Origin of the sequence: Citrobacter sp. 172116965 (genome assembly GCF_013458095.1) — a bacterium.
Taxonomy (GTDB): Bacteria; Pseudomonadota; Gammaproteobacteria; order Enterobacterales; family Enterobacteriaceae; genus Citrobacter; species Citrobacter braakii.
The window spans coordinates 2,396,588-2,418,169 of record NZ_CP046673.1 but is presented as its reverse complement, the minus strand read 5'-3'; the positions used below and the strand labels follow the sequence as shown (position 1 = coordinate 2,418,169).

Sequence of the window (21,582 nt, the reverse complement as noted above, 5' to 3'; positions counted from 1 at the left end):
ACCGCCCCGAAGGGCGGCTGACGTTACTTAACGCAGCGTGCGCACTGCGACGTCTGAATCTGCTTGAAGAAATCGTTGCCTTTGTCATCCACCAGGATAAACGCCGGGAAATCTTCCACTTCAATTTTCCAGATGGCTTCCATCCCCAGTTCAGGGTATTCCACACACTCCAGACTCTTGATACTGCCCTGGGCCAGCACCGCTGCCGGGCCGCCGATACTGCCTAAGTAGAAGCCGCCATGCTTATGACAGGCATCGGTCACCTGCTGGCTGCGGTTGCCTTTCGCCAGCATGATCATGCTGCCACCTGCGGACTGAAGCTGGTCAACATACGAATCCATACGCCCTGCCGTGGTTGGTCCAAGCGAACCAGAGGCATAGCCTTCCGGCGTTTTTGCCGGGCCAGCGTAATAGATCGGATGATCTTTAACATACTGCGGCAAACTTTCGCCGTTATCCAGCCGTTCTTTCAGTTTCGCATGCGCAATATCACGGCCAACAATGATGGTGCCGTTAAGCGACAGACGTGTAGAAACCGGGTACTGCGACAACTGAGCCAGGATCTCTTTCATCGGACGATTGAGGTCAACGCGTACCGCTTCGCCTTCTCCCGCCTGGCGCAACTCTTCTGGTATATATTTGCCTGGATTATGCTCCAGTTTTTCGATCCAGATACCTTCTCGGTTGATCTTAGCTTTGATATTTCGATCGGCTGAGCAAGAAACGCCCATACCAACCGGACACGACGCCCCGTGACGCGGCAGGCGGATCACGCGGATATCATGAGCGAAGTATTTCCCGCCGAACTGCGCGCCCAGCCCCAAATTCTGTGCCTCAATCAGCAGCTCTTTTTCCAGCTCCACATCGCGGAATGCCTGACCATGTTCGTTACCTTCGGTCGGCAGCTCATCGTAATATTTAGCCGACGCCAGTTTCACCGTTTTCAGCGTGGCTTCCGCTGACGTTCCACCGATCACAAACGCAATGTGATACGGTGGACAGGCCGCTGTTCCCAGCGTTCGCATTTTCTCAACCAGGTAATTTTTTAATTTGCCCGGCGTGAGCAGCGCTTTGGTCTCCTGGTACAGATAGGTTTTGTTCGCCGAACCACCTCCTTTGGCAATACACAGGAATTTGTATTCATCGCCATCGACGGTATACAAATCTATCTGTGCCGGCAGGTTGGTACCGGTGTTCACCTCTTTATACATATCCAGCGCGGCGTTTTGTGAATAGCGCAGGTTGTCTTCGATGTAGGTGTTATACACACCGCGCGCCAGCGCAGCTTCATCCCCGCCGCCGGTCCAGACGTGCTGACCTTTTTTACCCACGATAATCGCGGTGCCGGTGTCCTGACAGGTTGGCAAAATACCTTTTGCCGCAATATCAGAGTTCCGCAGGAATTGCAGGGCCACATATTTGTCGTTTTCGCTGGCCTCCGGGTCACGCAGAATGTCGGCCACCTGCTGCTGATGCGCAGGACGCAGCATAAACGATGCATCATGGAAGGCCTGACGAGCCAGCAGCGTTAAGGCTTGCGGCGCGACTTTAACAATCACCTGCCCTTCAAATTCGGCAACGGAGACATGGTCGCTGGTCAGCAGATAGTATTCGGTATCATCCTTTTTGAGGGGGAAAGGATGCTGATAATGAAAGGGTTTATTTGACATTGTGCTCTCACTTACTGCTCGGTCTGGTTATTCTCTGGGCAGATGTTCCATTGCCCTGCTTCCCTGCCGCAGGTCGGGTTGTAGAAGGAAAGGCTTTCTGCAACCGGAATTACTCAGGGTATTAAAAGCGAGTCACCATATCCTACACAATTTTTTAACAAAAACTGAGACAAGTACGACTTTTTACATGTGCAGGTTACTTCGCTCAGGGTTTCTTGGTTTAATAGCCGTAGAAAATTCCACATTGAAACAGGGCTTGAGAATGCAAAAACTCATCAACTCAGTGCAGAACTACGCCTGGGGAAGTAAAACTGCGTTAACGGAACTTTATGGGATTGCCAACCCCACTCAGCAACCGATGGCTGAGCTGTGGATGGGCGCGCATCCGAAAAGCAGTTCACAGGTTCTGAACGCTGACGGCCAGACGGTCGCTCTGCGTGATGTCATCGAACACGATAAATCCGCACTGTTAGGCGATGCTGTTGCGAAACGCTTTGGTGAACTGCCTTTCCTGTTTAAAGTGCTGTGCGCCGCGCAACCTCTTTCGATTCAGGTTCATCCTAACAAGCACAACTCTGAAATCGGATTTGCCAAAGAAAACGCGGCGGGGATCCCGATGGATGCCGCCGAGCGCAATTACAAAGATCCTAACCACAAACCGGAACTGGTTTTTGCTTTGACACCGTTCCTGGCGATGAACGCATTCCGCGAGTTCTCTGACATTGTCGCATTGTTACAACCGGTTTCCGCCGCGCATCCGGCTATTGCGCATTTCCTGCAGGAACCGAGCGCGGAACGTCTGAGCTATCTTTTCGCCAGCTTGCTGAATATGCAGGATGAGGAGAAATCCCATGCGCTGGCGATCCTGAAATCGGCGCTGAACAGCCAGCAGGGTGAACCGTGGCAAACCATTCGCCTGATCGCCGATTTCTATCCGAATGACAGCGGGCTCTTCTCCCCGCTGCTGCTCAATGTGGTGAAACTCAATCCTGGCGAAGCGATGTTCTTATTTGCCGAAACCCCACACGCCTACCTGCAAGGTGTGGCGCTGGAGGTAATGGCTAACTCGGACAACGTGCTGCGCGCCGGACTGACGCCAAAATACATTGATATCCCGGAGCTGGTCGCCAACGTTAAGTTTGTCGCTAAGCCAGCCAATCAACTGCTGACCACGCCAGTTAAGACAGACAGCGAACTGGATTTCCCCATTCCGGTCGACGATTTCGCGTTCTCCTTGCATGAACTGACCGCCAATGGCGCAGATATCAACCAGCAAAGTGCGGCCATTTTGTTCTGCGTCGAGGGTGAAGCCGTGCTGAGCAAGGGCGAGCATCGTCTGGTGCTGCAGCCGGGTGAGTCGGCCTTTATTAGCGCGAATGAATCGCCGGTAAACGTCAGCGGCACGGGCCGTTTAGCTCGGGTTTATAACAAGCTGTAGCAAGATACTGATATTTTTAACAACTCTTGCTAAGCTGTAGTGAGTTAAAGACATGTCACTCCTCCAGGCGTCTTCAAACGCCTGGTTTTATTTTATGGATATCAAAATGAAAAAATCGCTGGTAGCTGCGGGTGTGGTGGTTGCACTGGGTATCGTCTGGACGGGCGGCGCCTGGTACACAGGAAAGAAACTCGAAACGCATCTCGCCGAGATGGTGACGCAGGCAAACGATCAGTTAAAACGCTACTCCCCGGAGGCGGGCATTGAACTGAGTTATCAAAACTACCAGCGCGGCGTGTTCAATAGCCAACTGCAGTTGGTGGTGAAACCTGTCGCCGGGCAGGCAGATTCCTGGCTGAAACCGGGACAAAGCATCGTCCTGAATGAAACCGTGGATCACGGCCCTTTCCCGCTGGCTCAGCTGAAATCACTGAATCTTGTTCCGGCAATGGCCTCCGTGAAAACGACTCTGGTCAATAACGACGTGACGAAGCCGCTGTTTGATATTGCCAAAGGTGAGACGCCATTCATCATTAATTCCCGTATTGGCTACAGTGGGGATACCCGTTCCGATCTCTCCCTCAAACCGCTGAACTACGAGAAAGGCGACGAAAAAGTGGCCTTTAGCGGCGGGGAGTTCCAGTTTACGGCAGATAAGGATGGTAATGCGGTGTCGCTGACTGGCGAGGCGCAAAGTGGCCTGGTTAACGCCGTCAATGAGTATGATCAGAAAGTACAAGTTACTTTCAATAACCTGAAAACTGAAGGTTCCAGCAGTATTGCAAGCTTTGGTGAGCGCATCGGCGATCAGAAATTGTCCCTCGAAAAACTGTCGATTTCAGTCGAGGGCAAAGAGCTGGCGGTGCTGGAAGGCATGGGTATCGATGGCAAATCCGATCTGATTAACGATGGCAAAACCGTCAACAGCCAGTTGGATTACACCCTGAACAGCCTTAAATTGCAGGGCCAGGATATGGGGAGCGGTAAGCTGACGTTGAAAGTTGGCCAGATTGACGGTGAAGCGCTGCACCAGTTCAGCCAGCAGTACAGCGCCCAAACCAAAGCGCTGATGGCGCAGATTGATGTGGTCCAAAATCCTGAGCTTTATCAGCAGAAAGTCACCGAAGCCTTCTTTAATGCGCTACCGATTCTGATGAAAGGCGAACCGGTTGTCACCATTGCTCCACTGAGCTGGAAGAATGCAAAAGGTGAAACCACATTTAATCTGTCACTGCTGCTAAAAGATCCGACCGCAAACATGGTGGAGCCGCAAACGCTGGCCCAGGAAGTGGATCGTTCCGTCAAATCGCTGGATGCGAAACTGACCATCCCTGTCGATATGGCGACTGAGTTCATGACGCAAATTGCCAAACTGGAAGGATATCAGCAGGAAGAAGCGGCTGGTCTGGCGAAGCAACAGGTTAATGGCCTGGCGGCGATGGGTCAGATGTTCCGCATTACGACTTTGCAGGACAACGTTATCGGCACCAGCCTGCAATACGCAAACGGCCAGGTGACGCTGAACGGACAAAAAATGCCGCTGGATGAGTTTGTTGGTATGTTCGGTATGCCTTCTCTTACACAGCCGGACGCCCCTGCCATCCCGCAACAATAATCACTCGTCGGTGACAGGCCCGATAACAGAGTTTATCGGGCTTTTTTATTTCGCCGCCACCAGACGAGCGGAAAGCGTCAGATTGCGTGAATGACCTTCATCGTGGGCAATGCGTTGTAGCATACGTTCAGCAAGGGTGTATCCCATTTCACGCGCGGGCGAACAGGCCCAGGTAATGGGGATATCGTCCAACGCGTTTTCCGCCACATCAGCGAATCCGGCCAACGATATTTGCTGTTCGAAATAGCGATCGACACCAATTTCACCACTCTGACGTCCTGCTCTCATCAGGCCAAACCAGGCGCCTATGGCGATTATTTCGTTGTAGCACACCACCGCGCTGATCGTGGGATTGCGGCGTAACAGCGCCGTTACCTCTTCTGCGGCCTGCTTCTGGCTGGATGAGCACTCCAACACCCAGTCGCTATGAAACGGTAAACCATATTTTAGTAAGGTTGCACAATAACCGCCGACGCGCTCTGCGCGAGTCAATGAAGAACTCTGCCCGCCCAGCCAGGCAATACGCTGGTGTCCGTGGCGGATAAGATGTTCAACTAGTAACTGTGCAGCCTGCATGTTATCGGGCCTGACGGTGTCTGCGTCATCCAGGTAGCTGGCGCGTGATGCAAATACCACCGGGATCCCTTTATCAGCGGCCAACTGTTGCAGTGCATCACTGCTACCGGCGGCCCCGGCAATGACCACGCCATCCACCCCCTGGTTGAGTAACATCGCGAAACGCTGCGCCAGCTGCTCCCCATCTTTACCGCCGTGCAGTAAGAAGACCATGCGCCCCTGCGCTTCTAACGCTTCCGTCAGACCTGCCGTCAGCTCGGCGTAAAACGGCGTTGAAAGATCGCGTACAATCAAACCAACTACTCCGCTCTGCCCGCCGCGCAGCGCTGATGCCTGGCGGTTACGCACAAACCCCAGTTGCTCAATAGCAGCATTCACCCGCTCCCCGGTCGCTGATGAAATTCGCCCTTTTCCACTGAGCACCAATGAGACGGTGCTGACCGAAACCCCCGCAGCCAGCGCAACATCATGGATGGTTATTTTTTTGGCTATAGCCATAAAAACAGAAAACTCCCTGATAACGTGACGGATAAAACGTTTTATCAATCACTTATATTTATACCCCCTATTATCGTTCGATAATGTGATTTATACCGCACTAAAATTAGGTAAAACGTTTTATCTTCTCGCCATCATTAGTCAGCTAGCCTTTACAAGGAGTCGTTTGATGACGGCGAGAACCACACCAAAAATAACGTTATGGGAATTTTTCCAGCAGTTGGGCAAAACCTTTATGCTGCCTGTAGCGCTGCTTTCATTTTGCGGGATCATGTTGGGGATCGGCAGCTCGTTGAGCAGCCATGATGTCTTAACGCTGATCCCGGCGTTGGGGAATCCGGTGCTTCAGGCCATCTTTACCTGGATGAGTAAAGTTGGCTCATTTGCGTTTAGCTTCCTGCCAGTCATGTTCTGTATTGCCATTCCTCTGGGCCTGGCGCGCGAGAACAAAGGCGTTGCGGCGTTTGCCGGTTTTGTCGGTTATGCGGTCATGAACCTCGCCGTCAATTTCTGGTTAACCGCCAAAGGTATCTTACCCACCACAGATACGGCGATCCTGAAAGCCAACAACGTGCAAAACATTCTGGGGATCCAGTCGATCGACACCGGGATCCTCGGTGCCGTTATTGCCGGAATCATTGTCTGGATGCTGCATGAACGCTTCCACAACATTCGTCTGCCGGATGCGCTGGCGTTTTTCGGTGGTACGCGCTTTGTGCCTATCATCTCCTCGGTGGTGATGGGATTGGTCGGGCTGGTCATTCCCCTGATTTGGCCGGTTTTCGCCATGGGCATTACCGGACTCGGTCACATCATCAATAGCGCGGGGGAATTTGGTCCTATGCTGTTTGGCACCGGTGAGCGTCTGCTGCTGCCTTTTGGCCTGCACCATATTCTGGTGGCACTCATTCGCTTCACCGAAGCTGGCGGCACACAGGAAGTCTGCGGCCATAGCGTGAGCGGCGCACTGACTATTTTCCAGGCTCAACTGAGCTGCCCGACAACGCAAGGTTTCTCTGAAAGCGCAACACGCTTCCTGTCCCAGGGTAAAATGCCGGCGTTCCTCGGCGGTTTACCGGGTGCGGCATTAGCCATGTACCACTGCGCACGCCCTGAAAATCGTCATAAAATTAAAGGGTTATTAATTTCTGGCCTGATTGCCTGTGTCATCGGCGGTACAACTGAACCACTCGAGTTCTTATTCCTGTTCGTCGCTCCGGTTCTGTATGTAATCCACGCCCTGCTAACCGGTCTTGGCTTCACCGTGATGGCGGTGCTTGGCGTCACTATCGGTAACACTGACGGTAACCTGATTGACTTCGTGGTGTTCGGCATCCTGCACGGATTGTCCACCAAGTGGTACCTGGTCCCTGTTGTCGCGGCTATCTGGTTTGCGGTGTACTACGTGATCTTCCGCTTCGCCATCACGCGTTTCAATTTGAAGACGCCGGGCCGTGAAGTCGAAATTGCCAGCAATATCGAAAAAGTAATGGCCGGAGCGCCTGGTAAATCAGGTTATAACGTCCCTGCTATTCTGGCGGCGCTGGGCGGCGCAGAAAACATTGTCAGCCTGGATAATTGCATCACCCGTCTGCGCTTGTCAGTGAAAGATATGTCGCTTGTTAACGTACAGGCTCTGAAGGACAATCGTGCCATTGGCGTAGTACAACTCAATCAGCATAACCTTCAGGTCGTTATCGGTCCGCAGGTCCAGTCAGTGAAAGACGAGATCGCGGTTCTGATGAACACCGTACAGGCTTAAGGACAACAATATGTTTGATTTTTCAAAGGTTGTGGACAGGCACGGTACCTGGTGTACTCAGTGGGATTACGTTGCCGACCGTTTTGGTTCAGCCGACCTGCTGCCATTCACCATCTCCGATATGGATTTTGCCACCGCACCTTGCATTCTGGAGGCGCTGACTCAGCGCCTGTCACATGGCGTGTTGGGTTACAGCCGCTGGAAAAACGATGAGTTTCTGGCGGCGATAAGCCACTGGTTTCTTTCGCGGCATAACACTCAAATAGATCCTCAGTCGCTGGTATATGGCCCCTCGGTCATCTATATGGTGTCGGAGTTGATCCGCCAGTGGTCATCCGTGGGCGATGCGGTGGTTATTCATACTCCGGCGTACGATGCGTTTTACAAAGCGATTGAAGGTAATCAGCGCCAGGTGTGCGCAGTCGGACTAGAAAAACGCGCCGACGGCTGGTTTTGCGACATGGTTGCGCTGGAGAAAGCCCTGTCTCGACCTGAAAGCAAAATTCTTCTGCTTTGCAGCCCACAAAACCCAACGGGCAAAGTGTGGACGCGCGACGAGCTGGAAGCCATGGCGGAACTGTGTCAGCGCCATGGTGTAAAAGTTATCTCCGATGAGATTCATATGGATATGGTATGGTCAGACCGGCCGCACATCCCGTGGAGTAACGTCGCGCGCGGCAGTTGGGCACTGCTCACTTCCGGCTCAAAGAGTTTTAATATTCCGGCATTAACCGGGGCTTACGGACTCATTGAAGATGCTCAAAGCCGCAACGATTACCTCAGCGCGTTAAAAGGCCGCGATGGTCTTTCCTCGCCTGCGGTGCTGGCGCTTAGCGCACATATTGCCGCTTATCAACAGGGTGCAAGCTGGCTTGATGCGCTGCGCGATTATCTTGCCAGCAATCTGCATTACGTTGCGCGTGAGCTTAATGCCGCATTCCCCGAACTCAACTGGCAGATTCCTCAATCCACCTATCTGGCATGGATTGACCTGCGTCCGCTCAATATTGATGACCATGCCTTGCAGGATGTTCTCATCCACCAGCAGAAAGTGGCTATCATGCCGGGATACACCTACGGAGAAGAAGGTCGCGGTTTTGTACGTCTCAATGCCGGATGCCCAAGATCCAAGCTTGAAAAAGGCGTTCAGGGGCTGATTAACGCCATCCGTTCTGTACGCTAATTAAGTTTGCGCAATGAAATTATTCATTGCGCAACATAGCTTTTTATCCCGATTTTTTCATATAATACGACGCACTTTACCTAAATACACGAGTGCGACCATGATTGATACTTCCCTCCCCCTGACCGACGTCCATCGCCACCTTGATGGTAACATCCGTGCCCAAACGATCCTGGATCTGGGTCGTCAGTTCAATTTAACGCTTCCGGCACAAACGCTGGAAACGCTGATCCCTCATGTGCAAGTCACATCAACTGAGCCGGATTTAGTGAGCTTTTTATCCAAGCTCGACTGGGGCGTGAAGGTACTGGCCTCGCTGGATGCGTGTCGCCGCGTGGCATTTGAGAATATTGAGGATGCAGCACGTAACGGCCTGCACTATGTAGAATTACGTTTTTCACCCGGCTATATGGCGATGGCACATCAACTCCCCGTTGCGGGCGTGGTTGAAGCCGTCATTGCCGGCGTTCGCGAGGGCTGCAAGACCTTTGGCGTCGAAGCTCGCTTAATTGGCATTATGAGCCGTACCTTTGGCGAAGCCGCCTGCCTGCAGGAACTGGATGCGCTGTTAGCCCACCGTGACCATATTACGGCACTGGATCTGGCGGGTGACGAACTCGGTTTCCCGGGCAGTCTGTTCCTGTCGCATTTCAATCAGGCGCGCGACGCCGGCTGGCGTATTACCGTGCATGCGGGCGAAGCCGCGGGACCAGAAAGTATCTGGCAGGCTATTAAAGAGCTGGGCGCAGAACGTATTGGTCACGGCGTAAAAGCCGTTGAAGATCGTGCATTGATGGATTACCTCGCCGAACACCGTATCGGCATCGAATCCTGCCTGACATCGAACATTCAGACCAGCACCGTCGCCTCTCTGGCAACCCACCCGCTGAAAACATTCCTTGAGCATGGCGTTTTAGCCAGTTTGAATACGGACGATCCGGCGGTACAGGGTGTGGATATTATTCACGAGTACACCATTGCCGCGCCAGCGGCAGGACTCACGCGCGAACAGATCCGTCAGGCGCAAATCAACGGCCTGGAAATGGCATTTCTGAGTAACGAAGAAAAACGTGCCCTGCGCGAGAAAGTCGCCGCAGCGTGACGGTTAAAGTGCCGGATGAGATGCTGAGCATCGCCATCCGGCATTTGCCTAATCAGGCAAGGCACAGCGTCGAGCGATGTTTCGCCGATTCAAGACCCAGCTCAATCAGCTCCATGATTTGAATAGCTTGTCTCGCCGGTACCGGGTTTTCACCATGACCATTTAGCGCATCACGAATGCCAGCATAGTACGCCGGGTAATTACCCGGTACAGTCAGCCAGGTCTCTTCAACCTGCTCTTCGCCTTCTATTCGCGTCAACACGCCATCGCGCATGTCGTAACCCCAGTCTTCCTGAGGCAGTCGCTCGCCATTTTTCAGGCGCTCTTCCTGCGGGTCAAGACCATACTTCACATAGCTGCCACGCGAACCGTGCACGATATAACGGGCCGACTCAGCGGCAGCGAGCATGGTGCCGTGCAGAATCACACGACGCTGCGGATAAGTCAGGATGGCATGGAAGTAATCCGTCGCTTGCGCACCTGGGCGGAGCTGAGCCAGGTCTACCGTCATGCTGACGGGCAAACCAAACAGGTTAATCGCCTGATCCAGAAGATGCGGTGCTAAATCATACCAGATGCCGCTTCCCGGCCCCCCCTGTTCACGCCAGCGGTCACGAACCTGGGGGCGGAATCGATCGAAATGGGATTCGAAATACGCCACCTCCCCCAAAACGCCATCCGCCAGCAGGGCTTTCAACGTCAGAAAATCACTGTCCCAGCGGCGGTTATGGAAAACGGACAGCACGCGGCCAAGGCTACGCGCCAACGCATCCAGTTCGCGTGCTTGTGACAGTGTCACGGTAAAAGGCTTATCAACAACCACATGTTTGCCCGCTTCCAGTGCAGCCTTCGCTAACGGGAAGTGAGTGTCATTAGGCGTGGGGATCACAATCAGGTCGATATTCGGATCGTTAAAAAGGTGTTTAGGCTCAGCAACAACCGCCACCGTTGGCCAGTCTGCCTTCACTTTTGCTTCATCACTACTGGAAACCGCAGCCAGTTCGAGGCCCGGTGTGCCCACAATCAGGGGGGCATGGAAGGTTTTACTGGCGTAACCATAGCCAATTAGCCCAACGCGGATGTTGTCACTCATGTTATAGCCTCTCAATTCAGGACTGACCTATTTCACACCATACCCTGCAACGTCTCAATAGTTTAATAACCATTGCGCTACAAAGGTTGTTTATTAACTTAAGTCAAACATATGCCACTTATGCTTAACTTGCAGCGAAAAAGAGGGAGAAATCGTTCCCAATTATCTTGCTGTATTATTGAGAGATTAGTAACATTTGCAGCCTGTGTTTATGGATAAATCAAAGCAAATGTCATCAGTAATGAATCGTCTTATTGAATTAGCAGGTTGGATTGTTCTCACCGTCTCTGTGATCCTGCTGGGTGTTGCCAATCATATTGACAATTACCAGCCACCGGAGCCCGTTGCTGCTGTGCAGAAGAAATAAGCATCTGCAGTCCCTTATAACCCGGCAATTAACATCGAGTAACGGCAGGGGTTGGCTGCAAAAGATCGAATTTTGTCAAAAAAAGAGAATAATGCCGCATCCCACTCCGGTGCATATTGCCTGCTGTAGCGAAGCGCGTTACCCTTACCGCAGGTGCGCATAGCGCCTGCTTTTCCACAGGTATGAACACTCTTCTCACATTTGCGCGTCAATCCGCTTTTACCTGTGCATGTTGTTTATTATTTATATTTACTACTCCGTTGGTATTATTTTATTAATATGGATTTCCATTTATGACTGTTCAGGATTACTTATTAAAATTCCGCAAAATCAGTTCACTCGAAAGTCTGGAAAAACTGTTCGACCATCTTAACTACACGCTCACCGACGATAGCGACATTATCAATATGTATCGCGCTGCAGACCATCGCCGTGCGGAGCTTATCTCAGGAGGTCGTCTGTTTGATGTTGGTCAGGTACCCAAATCAGTCTGGCATTACGTGCAATAAAGAAGAAAGTAGCGCTCAACGTTAAAAGCTTTATAATAATTGCCCCAAAATGAATGGCATGTTTGATTGCGCGCGTAAACCTGGAGAAGAGATGACTACCACACCGGCACAACGTATCGGGGGCTGGCTACTTGGGCCACTGGCCTGGCTGTTAGTCGCATTGTTGAGCGCTTCGCTGGCGTTATTACTTTATGTCACTGCGCTGGCTACACCGCAAACCTTCCAAACGCTGGGTGCGCAAAGTACGGCAAATTTGCTGTTATGGGGCGTCTCTTTTATTACCGCGATTGCCATGTGGTATTACACGCTGTGGCTGACGATTGCGTTTTTCAAACGCAGAGCCTGTGTGCCTAAGCATTATATTCTATGGCTGCTGATCTCCGTGTTACTGGCGATTAAAGCGTTTGCGTTTTCACCGGTTCCGGACGCCTTTGCCGTGCGCCAACTGCTGTTCCCATTGCTGGCTGCAGCACTGCTGGTGCCCTATTTCAAACGCTCGCAACGCGTTAAATCGACGTTTGTGAATCCGTAATAACCCTACAGTTAACCTGTTGTCGCCTGTTGTAGATTGTCAGATAATAGGCGGCTTTTTTATTTCAGGCCGAAAAATGACTGATTACCTGCTGCTGTTTGTCGGAACTGTACTGGTCAATAACTTTGTACTGGTCAAGTTTCTGGGGCTCTGCCCGTTTATGGGCGTTTCCAAAAAACTGGAAACCGCAATGGGTATGGGCCTTGCCACGACGTTTGTCATGACACTGGCATCCATCTGCGCATGGCTGATTGACACCTGGATCCTCATTCCACTCAATCTCATCTATCTGCGCACGTTGGCTTTTATTCTGGTCATCGCCGTCGTCGTGCAATTTACCGAGATGGTTGTACGCAAAACCAGCCCTGCACTTTACCGCCTGTTGGGGATCTTCCTACCGCTGATCACCACTAACTGCGCGGTATTAGGCGTGGCGTTACTGAATATCAATCTCGGTCATAACTTTTTACAGTCGGCGCTATACGGTTTTTCCGCCGCCGTCGGCTTCTCGCTGGTGATGGTACTGTTCGCCGCCATCCGCGAACGCCTCGCCGTGGCGGACGTGCCTGCTCCGTTTCGCGGTAATGCGATTGCGCTGATTACCGCTGGTTTAATGTCATTGGCCTTTATGGGCTTTAGTGGTTTGGTGAAGTTGTAATGAATGCTATCTGGATTGCCGTTGCCGCAGTGAGTCTACTGGGTCTGGCGTTCGGCGCTATTTTGGGTTACGCCTCACGACGTTTTGCCGTCGAAGATGATCCTGTCGTGGAGAAAATTGATGAAATTCTCCCGCAAAGCCAGTGTGGACAATGCGGCTATCCGGGCTGTCATCCTTACGCTGAAGCGATCGGCTCTCAGGGCGAAAAAATCAACCGTTGCGCACCCGGAGGCGAAGCGGTGATGTTAAAAATTGCCGCCCTGCTGAACGTCGACCCGCAGCCGATTGATGGTGATGAACACGATGTTACCCCCGTGCGTATGCTGGCGGTCATTGATGAAAATAACTGTATCGGTTGTACAAAGTGCATTCAGGCCTGCCCGGTTGATGCGATCGTGGGCGCGACCCGCGCCATGCACACGGTGATGAGCGATCTCTGCACCGGGTGCAACCTGTGCGTTGATCCGTGCCCGACGCAATGTATCGAATTACGCCCGGTGGCCGAGACACCTGATAGCTGGAAATGGGATTTAAACACCATCCCTGTGCGCATCATTCCCGTGGAACAACATGTTTAAGTTATTCTCTGCAATCAGAAAAAACAAAATCTGGGACTTTGATGGCGGCATTCATCCACCAGAAATGAAGACCCAGTCGAACGGTACGCCGCTGCGACAGGTTCCGCTGGCGCCACGCTTTGTTATTCCGCTGAAACAACATATTGGCGCGGAGGGTGAGCTGTGCGTAAACGTTGGCGACACCGTGCTGCGTGGTCAGGCGTTAACCCTTGGGCGTGGTAAAATGCTTCCGGTACATGCGCCAACGTCAGGCACCGTTGTTGCTATTGCGCCGCATTCTACTGCACATCCATCGGCATTAGCTGAGCTGAGCGTTATTATTGACGCCGATGGCGAAGATCGCTGGATTGAGCGAGACGGCTGGGCCGATTACCGTTCCCGCAGCCGGGAAGAGCTGATCGCACGTATTCACCAGTTCGGCGTCGCCGGACTGGGTGGCGCGGGTTTTCCCACCGGCGTTAAGCTGCAGGGCGGCGGAGATAAAATTGAAACGCTGATCATTAACGCTGCTGAATGCGAGCCATACATTACGGCTGATGACCGCCTGATGCAGGACTGCGCGGCGCAGGTCGTCGAAGGTATCCGCATCCTGGCGCATATTCTTCAGCCACGCGAAATTCTACTGGGCATTGAAGATAACAAGCCACAGGCAATTTCCATGCTGCGCGCGGTGCTGGCTGATTCACACGATATCAGCTTACGCGTGATCCCCACCAAGTACCCGTCAGGCGGGGCCAAACAGTTAACGCAAATCCTGACCGGCAAGCAGGTTCCCCACGGGGGACGCTCCTCAGATATCGGCGTGCTGATGCAAAACGTTGGAACCGCCTACGCGATTAAACGTGCGGTGATTGACGGAGAACCGATTACCGAGCGTGTCGTGACGCTGACCGGCGAAGCCGTCAGCCGTCCGGGCAACGTCTGGGCGCGTTTAGGCACGCCGGTTCGTCATCTGCTCAACGACGCGGGCTTTTGCCCTTCCGCCGACCAGATGGTGATTATGGGCGGGCCGCTGATGGGCTTTACGCTGCCATGGCTGGATGTACCGGTGGTGAAGATAACCAACTGTCTTCTGGCGCCCTCTGCCAGTGAAATGGGAGAAACGCAGGAAGAGAAAGGCTGCATTCGCTGTAGCGCATGCGCCGATGCCTGTCCGGCCGATCTCCTGCCGCAACAGCTTTATTGGTTCAGTAAAGGGCAGCAGCACGACAAAGCAACGGCGCACAATATCGCGGACTGCATTGAATGCGGTGCCTGCGCCTGGGTATGCCCAAGCAATATTCCACTGGTTCAGTATTTCCGTCAGGAAAAAGCCGAGATTTATGCCATTAGTCAGGAAGAAAAACGTGCCGCTGAAGCGAAAGCGCGATTTGAAGCCCGACAGGCGCGACTCGAACGTGAAAAAGCAGCACGTCTTGAACGTCACAAAAGCGCTGCCGTTCAGCCTGCGGCTAAAGATCATGATGCCATTGCCGCCGCGCTGGCTCGCGTAAAAGAAAAGCAGGCTCAGGCAATGCAGCCGGTGGTCATTCAGGCTGGCGAAAAACCAGACAATAGTGCCGTGATTGCCGCACGCGAGGCGCGTAAGGCGCAAGCTCGCGCAACCCGGATGGAAAACCCTCCCCAAGCTGGAGGCAGCAGCACAGAGATCGATCCGCGTAAAGCTGCAGTGGAAGCGGCAATCGCTCGCGCCAAAGCCCGCAAACTCGAGCAGGAAACCGTAACGGAAACAGCCAAACCGGTGGATCCGCGTAAAGCTGCAGTGGAAGCGGCAATCGCTCGCGCCAAAGCCCGCAAGCTTGAGCAGGAAACCGTAACGGAAACAGCCGAACCGGTGGATCCGCGTAAAGCCGCCGTGGAAGCGGCTATCGCCCGCGCCAAAGCCCGCAAGCTTGAGCAGCAGACGGTTACGGAAACAGCCGAACCGGTGGATCCGCGTAAAGCCGCCGTGGAAGCGGCTATCGCCCGCGCCAAAGCTCGCAAGCTCGAGCAGCAGGCGGTTACGGAAACAGTCGAACCGGCGGATCCGCGTAAAGCCGCCGTCGCGGCCGCTATTGCACGCGCTCAGGCAAAGAAAGCCGCCCAGCAGCAGGTTGTAAACGAGGAATAAATGGTATTCAGAATAGCAAGCTCCCCTTATACCCATAACCAGCGCCAGACATCGCGTATCATGATGCTGGTATTACTGGCTGCATTGCCGGGGATCGCCGCTCAGCTGTGGTTCTTTGGCTGGGGTACGTTGTTCCAGATAGTTCTGGCCGCCATCAGCGCTATCGCCGCCGAAGCGGGCGTGCTTAAACTGCGCAAACAACCCATTGCCGCGATTTTAAAAGACAACTCCGCATTGCTCACCGGGTTACTGCTGGCCGTGAGTATTCCCCCGCTCGCCCCCTGGTGGATGGTAGTTTTAGGCACGGTATTCGCCGTTATCATTGCTAAACAGCTGTATGGCGGCCTCGGTCAGAACCCGTTTAACCCCGCCATGATTGGTTACGTGGTGCTGCTTATCTCATTCCCGGTACAGATGACAAGCTGGCTGCCGCCGCATGAAATTGCGGCGACTGTGCCTGGTTTTTTTGACGCCCTGAACGTTATCTTTAGCGGACATACCGCCAGCGGCGGGGATATGAACACGCTGCGTATGGGTATTGATGGTATCAGTCAGGCAACACCTCTCGATACCTTTAAGACTTCGCTGCATGCGGGACGTACTGTTGAGCAGGTGATGCAATACCCAATCTACAGCGGCATGCTTGCAGGTGCTGGCTGGCAGTGGGTTAACCTTGCCTGGCTGGTGGGCGGCGTCGTGTTGCTATGGCAGAAAGCGATTCGCTGGCATATCCCGGTTAGCTTCCTGCTGTCGCTCGCAGTTTGTGCCACTTTAGGCTGGATTTTCTCGCCAGATTCGCTGGCCTCGCCCCAGTTGCACCTACTTTCCGGCGCGACCATGCTGGGTGCATTCTTTATTCTTACCGATCCCGTTACAGCATCAACTACCAACCGTGGTCGCCTGATTTTTGGCGCACTTGCGGGCCTGTTAGTGTGGTTGATTCGCAGTTTTGGCGGTTATCCTGATGGCGTGGCTTTTGCCGTATTGCTGGCAAATATCACGGTTCCCCTGATTGATTATTACACCCGCCCTCGCGTGTACGGACATCGCTAAGGACTCCCTATGCTGAAAACGATTCGTAAACACGGTATTACTCTGGCGCTGTTTGCAGCGGGCTCGACGGGGTTAACCGCGGCAATCAATCAATTAACCAAGTCCACCATTGATGAACAGGCCGCGCTGCAGCAAAAAACGCTGTTCGATCAGGTTCTGCCAGGCGATCGCTACAATAATAACTTGTCAGAAAGTTGTTATCTGGTCGATGCGCAGGCGTTGGGTAAAGGCACTCACCGAGTGTATATTGCCCGCCAGGACGATCGTCCCGTTGCAGCAATTCTTGAAGCTACGGCGCCAGATGGTTATTCCGGGGCTATTCAACTGCTGGTTGGTGTCGATTTTTCGGGTACCGTGTTGGGTACGCGGGTGACCGAACATCATGAAACGCCAGGGCTGGGTGATAAAATCGAACTGCGACTGTCCGACTGGATCACACACTTTAGCGGCAAAACGATCGCTGCGGGTAACGACGCTCACTGGGCGGTGAAAAAAGACGGCGGCGACTTTGACCAGTTTACTGGCGCAACCATTACGCCACGTGCGGTAGTTAATGCAGTAAAACGCGCCGGTTTGTATGCGCAGACGCTGCCCGCGAAACTTCCTCAACTTAGCGCCTGTGGAGAATAAACCATGAGCGAAATTAAAGACGTTATTGTCCAAGGGTTATGGAAAAATAACTCCGCGCTTGTGCAGTTACTCGGGATGTGTCCGCTGTTGGCCGTTACCTCGACCGCCACTAACGCGCTGGGCCTGGGACTCGCGACTACGCTCGTCCTGACGCTGACGAACCTGACGATTTCTGCCCTTCGTCGCTGGACACCGCCTGAAATACGTATTCCGATTTATGTCATGATCATCGCCTCCGTGGTGAGCGCGGTGCAAATGTTGATCAATGCCTACGCTTTTGGCCTGTATCAGTCTCTGGGCATTTTTATCCCGCTGATTGTGACCAACTGTATTGTTGTTGGCCGCGCTGAAGCCTTCGCAGCCAAAAAAGGCCCTGCGCTATCCGCACTCGATGGTTTTTCCATCGGCATGGGCGCAACTGGCGCCATGTTTGTTCTGGGCTCGCTACGTGAAATAATTGGTAACGGTACACTCTTTGATGGCGCAGAGGGTTTGTTGGGTAGCTGGGCCAAAGTATTGCGCGTTGAGATCTTTCATACCGATACGCCGTTTCTGCTGGCCATGCTGCCACCAGGCGCGTTTATTGGCCTGGGTCTGATGCTGGCTGTTAAGTATCTGATTGATGAGAAAATGAAGAAATGTCGTGCCGAGGCGGCTGTCACGGACAGTCCGGCTGGTGAAACAGGGAATGTGTAATGAACAAAGCAAAACGGCTGGAAATACTGACGCGCCTGCGTGAGAACAATCCGCATCCGACAACCGAGCTAAATTTTACATCGCCGTTCGAACTGCTGATTTCAGTCTTGCTCTCCGCGCAGGCCACCGATGTCAGCGTCAATAAAGCGACGGCTAAGCTCTACCCCATCGCCAATACGCCAGCCGCGATGCTGGAGCTTGGCGTTGAAGGGGTTAAGTCCTACATCAAGACAATCGGTTTGTTTAACAGCAAAGCGGAGAACGTGATTAAAACCTGCCGCATTCTGCTGGAGCAGCATAATGGTGAAGTGCCTGAAGACCGGGCCGCATTAGAAGCCCTGCCCGGGGTTGGGCGAAAGACGGCTAATGTGGTGTTAAATACCGCCTTTGGCTGGCCCACTATTGCCGTAGACACCCATATTTTTCGCGTTTGTAATCGTACCCAGTTCGCCCCAGGTAAGAACGTTGAGCAGGTTGAAGAGAAGCTGCTGAAAGTCGTACCCAGTGAATTTAAAGTCGATTGCCATCACTGGTTAATTCTTCATGGCCGCTACACCTGTATAGCCAGAAAGCCGCGCTGCGGTTCCTGCATTATCGAAGATCTTTGCGAATTCAAAGAGAAAGTCGATATCTGATGCTGCCGGGGCATACTGCTTGCCCCTCGCTAACATAACGATTAGTTATGCACTCCCCTGAGTTTATTTTCCCGACAATGATGCCGCTCAACCGCCCATATCTAATGCAATATTCTTGTTAATTAACACCTGAGCAGGTTAATCGTTTTTTTAGTAAAAGAAATTTCTATCTATACGTGATCCAGATCATCCAGATAACATAATGTTAAAAAATATTTATTTTTTAGTTAAAGTGACAATCAGATGACCTAACTGAACAGTTTCTAAACAAAACATTACACTGGCTATTTTTCAGATCATGGCCTATATCACTGGATTCAAGCGCAAATAGCAGAACATATCGCCACATTGCGGTTTTTACCCTGATTAAACAGTGTAAAAATCTGCCATTTTTCAAATGAAGAAATTTAACGCTAGATAACATTTCACAGTCCCGACGATTTCACCAGTCATGATATATGTAACAGATTATTACAAACCACTTGTCTGAATGGTCAAGATAGTGAACATTACTTGCCGTTTCCCCTCCCACTATAACAATCGGACGGATGAACTTGACTCATCACGTGCCTGAACACCCCCGTTGATATGGGATGTAAAAAAAGAGGTAAAAGTGTCTACTGCAAACAATAAACCAACAGAAAGCGTGAGTTTAAACGCCTTCAAACAACCAAAAGCGTTCTATCTCATTTTCTCTATTGAGCTGTGGGAGCGTTTTGGTTATTACGGCCTGCAAGGAATTATGGCCGTCTACCTGGTTAAACAACTGGGTATGTCAGAAGCGGATTCCATCACCCTTTTCTCGTCCTTTAGCGCCCTGGTGTACGGTCTGGTTGCCATTGGCGGCTGGTTAGGTGATAAAGTTCTGGGTACAAAACGTGTCATTATGCTGGGTGCCGTTGTCCTGGCCATCGGTTATGCGTTGGTAGCATGGTCTGGTCACGATGCGGGTATCGTTTATATGGGCATGGCGGCCATCGCGGTCGGTAACGGCCTGTTTAAAGCAAACCCATCATCCCTGCTCTCTACCTGCTATGCCAAAGATGACCCGCGTCTTGATGGTGCATTTACCATGTACTACATGTCCGTCAACATCGGTTCATTCTTCTCTATGCTGGCAACACCGTGGTTGGCTGCGCATTACGGCTGGAGCACCGCGTTCGCTCTGAGCGTCGTGGGTATGCTGATTACCGTTGTTAACTTCGCATTCTGTCAGCGCTGGGTTAAACAGTACGGTTCTAAACCTGACTTTGAGCCGATCAACTTCCGTAACCTGTTGCTGACTATTGTTGGCGTCGTGGTGCTGATCGCGATTGCAACCTGGTTGCTGCACAACCAGCAGATCGCACGTATGGTTCTGGGCGTCATTGCTCTGGGTATCGTGTTTATCTTCGGTAAAGAAGCATTCACCATGCACGGTGCTGCGCGTCGTAAAATGATCGTCGCCTTCATTCTGATGCTGGAAGCGATTATCTTCTTCGTGCTGTACAGCCAGATGCCGACCTCACTGAACTTCTTCGCGATTCGTAACGTTGAGCACTCTATTCTTGGCATTGCTTTCGAACCTGAGCAGTACCAGGCACTGAACCCGTTCTGGATCATCATTGGTAGCCCAATCCTCGCCGCTATCTATAACAAGATGGGCGATACCCTGCCGATGCCAACCAAGTTTGCGATTGGTATGGTGCTGTGTTCCGGTGCATTCCTGATCCTGCCGCTGGGTGCTAAATTCGCTACCGATGCGGGCATCGTTTCCGTTAACTGGCTGATCATCTGCTACGGTCTGCAAAGTATCGGTGAACTGATGATCTCCGGTCTGGGTCTGGCAATGGTGGCTCAGTTGGTTCCGCAACGCCTGATGGGCTTCATCATGGGTAGCTGGTTCCTGACTACTGCCGGTGCAAACATCATCGGTGGTTACGTAGCCAACATGATGGCTGTACCAGAGAACGTCACTGACCCGCTGATGTCCCTTGAAGTCTACGGTCGTGTGTTCCTGCAGATTGGTGTTGCTACGGCTGTTATCGCTGTTCTGATGCTACTGACGGCACCGAAACTGAATCGTATGACTCAGGACGATGACGTCAATGAGAAAGCCTCTAAGGCCGCGACAGCGTAATTCTCAGGGAAACTCTTTTTCAGGCCGCTAACTGGTGTTAGCGGCTTTTTTTTTGCCTGAGCTAGCACTACCATACGATATACCTCAGCCAAAAGGAGTTACCGATGAAACTGTTCTACAAACCGGGCGCTTGTTCTCTTGCTTCCCACATCACACTTCGTGAGAGCGGTAAAGATTTCACGCTGGATGGTGTTGATCTGATGAAGAAGCGTCTGGAAAACGGCGATGATTTTTTCGCGGTAAACCCAAAAGGGCAAGTTCCCGCGCTGCTGCTGGATGACGGTACGCTACTGACCGAAGGCGTCGCCATCATGCAATACCTGGCGGACACCGTTCCAGACCGTCAACTCCTTGCCCCGACCAGCAGCCTCTCCCGTTACAAAACCATTGAATGGCTTAACTACATTGCGACAGAACTGCATAAAGGCTTTACCCCACTGTTCCGTCCCGATACGCCGGAAGACTTCAAGCCAACCGTTCGCGCGCTGCTGGAGAAAAAAATGCAGTATGTGAACGACGCGCTGCAAGATAACCAATGGATCTGCGGTTCGCGCTTCAGCATTGCGGACGCCTATTTGTTCACCGTGCTGCGTTGGGCCTATGCGGTTAAGCTGAATATGGCAGGATTAAGCAATATCGATGCGTATATGGCGCGTATGGCTGAACGTCCGGCGGTTGCCGCGGCGTTGAAAGCAGAAGGGTTAAATTAATTGTTGTTGCCGGGTAGCGCTTGCGCTTACCCGGCCTACAGCCAAACG

20 protein-coding genes are annotated in these 21,582 nt (G+C 52.4%); 17 read left to right on the top strand and 3 right to left on the bottom strand.

What is annotated here, in order from left to right; all coding sequences use genetic code 11:
- Positions 1-23: 23 nt before the first annotated feature.
- Entirely contained in the window at positions 24-1,670 is a 1,647-nt protein-coding gene (fumB, locus tag GPJ68_RS11625; RefSeq protein ID WP_104652094.1) for a class I fumarate hydratase, read from the bottom strand.
- Between the two features lie 262 nt (positions 1,671-1,932).
- On the opposite strand from fumB, the gene manA reads away from it, so the two are divergent.
- Entirely contained in the window at positions 1,933-3,108 is a 1,176-nt protein-coding gene (gene manA / locus GPJ68_RS11620) for a mannose-6-phosphate isomerase (RefSeq protein ID WP_104652095.1), read from the top strand.
- A gap of 106 nt (positions 3,109-3,214) precedes the next feature.
- Complete coding sequence (locus tag GPJ68_RS11615; RefSeq protein WP_180837357.1) at positions 3,215-4,723, top strand: YdgA family protein; 1,509 nt, start codon at positions 3,215-3,217, stop codon at positions 4,721-4,723.
- A 45-nt stretch (positions 4,724-4,768) separates the two neighbouring features.
- On the opposite strand, the gene GPJ68_RS11610 is transcribed toward GPJ68_RS11615, so the two are convergent.
- On the bottom strand, positions 4,769-5,797 hold the full coding sequence (locus GPJ68_RS11610) for a Mal regulon transcriptional regulator MalI (protein ID WP_180837355.1): 1,029 nt from the start codon (positions 5,795-5,797) through the stop codon (positions 4,769-4,771).
- Positions 5,798-5,966: 169 nt separating this feature from the next.
- On the opposite strand from GPJ68_RS11610, the gene malX reads away from it, so the two are divergent.
- The 3 genes from malX to add all read left to right on the top strand — a co-directional run bounded on the left by malX (position 5,967) and on the right by add (position 9,844).
- Complete coding sequence (malX, locus tag GPJ68_RS11605; RefSeq protein ID WP_104652096.1) at positions 5,967-7,559, top strand: maltose/glucose-specific PTS transporter subunit IIBC; 1,593 nt, start codon at positions 5,967-5,969, stop codon at positions 7,557-7,559.
- 10 nt (positions 7,560-7,569) lie between these two features.
- Complete coding sequence (locus GPJ68_RS11600) at positions 7,570-8,742, top strand: MalY/PatB family protein (RefSeq protein ID WP_094169217.1); 1,173 nt, start codon at positions 7,570-7,572, stop codon at positions 8,740-8,742.
- A gap of 100 nt (positions 8,743-8,842) precedes the next feature.
- Entirely contained in the window at positions 8,843-9,844 is a 1,002-nt protein-coding gene (gene add, locus GPJ68_RS11595; protein WP_016153011.1) for an adenosine deaminase, read from the top strand.
- A 52-nt stretch (positions 9,845-9,896) separates the two neighbouring features.
- Here add and GPJ68_RS11590 read toward each other — a convergent pair whose 3' ends face one another.
- The gene (locus GPJ68_RS11590) at positions 9,897-10,937 is read right to left on the bottom strand and encodes an oxidoreductase (RefSeq protein ID WP_016153010.1); all 1,041 of its coding nucleotides are present in this window, start codon (positions 10,935-10,937) and stop codon (positions 9,897-9,899) included.
- 241 nt (positions 10,938-11,178) lie between these two features.
- On the opposite strand from GPJ68_RS11590, the gene blr reads away from it, so the two are divergent.
- The 12 genes from blr to gstA all read left to right on the top strand — a co-directional run bounded on the left by blr (position 11,179) and on the right by gstA (position 21,534).
- Positions 11,179-11,304, top strand: coding sequence for a division septum protein Blr (gene blr / locus GPJ68_RS11585; protein WP_019076739.1), 126 nt, complete (start codon positions 11,179-11,181; stop codon positions 11,302-11,304).
- Positions 11,305-11,597: 293 nt separating this feature from the next.
- Positions 11,598-11,813, top strand: coding sequence for a transcription modulator YdgT (gene ydgT, locus GPJ68_RS11580; RefSeq protein WP_003832804.1), 216 nt, complete (start codon positions 11,598-11,600; stop codon positions 11,811-11,813).
- Positions 11,814-11,904: 91 nt separating this feature from the next.
- The gene (locus GPJ68_RS11575) at positions 11,905-12,345 is read left to right on the top strand and encodes a DUF2569 domain-containing protein (protein WP_016153009.1); all 441 of its coding nucleotides are present in this window, start codon (positions 11,905-11,907) and stop codon (positions 12,343-12,345) included.
- A gap of 76 nt (positions 12,346-12,421) precedes the next feature.
- Positions 12,422-13,003, top strand: coding sequence for an electron transport complex subunit RsxA (gene rsxA, locus GPJ68_RS11570; protein ID WP_003029144.1), 582 nt, complete (start codon positions 12,422-12,424; stop codon positions 13,001-13,003).
- On the top strand, positions 13,003-13,581 hold the full coding sequence (gene rsxB, locus GPJ68_RS11565) for an electron transport complex subunit RsxB (protein WP_006684670.1): 579 nt from the start codon (positions 13,003-13,005) through the stop codon (positions 13,579-13,581). The genes rsxA and rsxB overlap by 1 nt, the downstream gene beginning before the upstream one ends.
- Positions 13,574-15,691, top strand: coding sequence for an electron transport complex subunit RsxC (gene rsxC, locus GPJ68_RS11560; protein ID WP_104652098.1), 2,118 nt, complete (start codon positions 13,574-13,576; stop codon positions 15,689-15,691). The genes rsxB and rsxC overlap by 8 nt, the downstream gene beginning before the upstream one ends.
- On the top strand, positions 15,692-16,744 hold the full coding sequence (gene rsxD, locus GPJ68_RS11555; protein WP_094169213.1) for an electron transport complex subunit RsxD: 1,053 nt from the start codon (positions 15,692-15,694) through the stop codon (positions 16,742-16,744).
- A 9-nt stretch (positions 16,745-16,753) separates the two neighbouring features.
- Positions 16,754-17,374 carry an electron transport complex subunit RsxG gene (gene rsxG / locus GPJ68_RS11550; protein WP_047358431.1) on the top strand — a complete coding sequence of 207 codons (621 nt, stop codon included), beginning with the start codon at positions 16,754-16,756 and terminating at the stop codon, positions 17,372-17,374.
- Positions 17,375-17,377: 3 nt separating this feature from the next.
- Positions 17,378-18,070, top strand: coding sequence for an electron transport complex subunit E (locus GPJ68_RS11545; RefSeq protein ID WP_180837353.1), 693 nt, complete (start codon positions 17,378-17,380; stop codon positions 18,068-18,070).
- A complete protein-coding gene (gene nth / locus GPJ68_RS11540) occupies positions 18,070-18,705 on the top strand; it encodes an endonuclease III (protein ID WP_016153004.1) in 636 nt (211 codons plus the stop codon). The genes GPJ68_RS11545 and nth overlap by 1 nt, the downstream gene beginning before the upstream one ends.
- Before the next feature lie 613 nt (positions 18,706-19,318).
- A complete protein-coding gene (gene dtpA / locus GPJ68_RS11535) occupies positions 19,319-20,824 on the top strand; it encodes a dipeptide/tripeptide permease DtpA (protein WP_016153003.1) in 1,506 nt (501 codons plus the stop codon).
- A 104-nt stretch (positions 20,825-20,928) separates the two neighbouring features.
- On the top strand, positions 20,929-21,534 hold the full coding sequence (gene gstA, locus GPJ68_RS11530) for a glutathione transferase GstA (protein ID WP_016153002.1): 606 nt from the start codon (positions 20,929-20,931) through the stop codon (positions 21,532-21,534).
- Positions 21,535-21,582 lie beyond the last annotated feature (48 nt).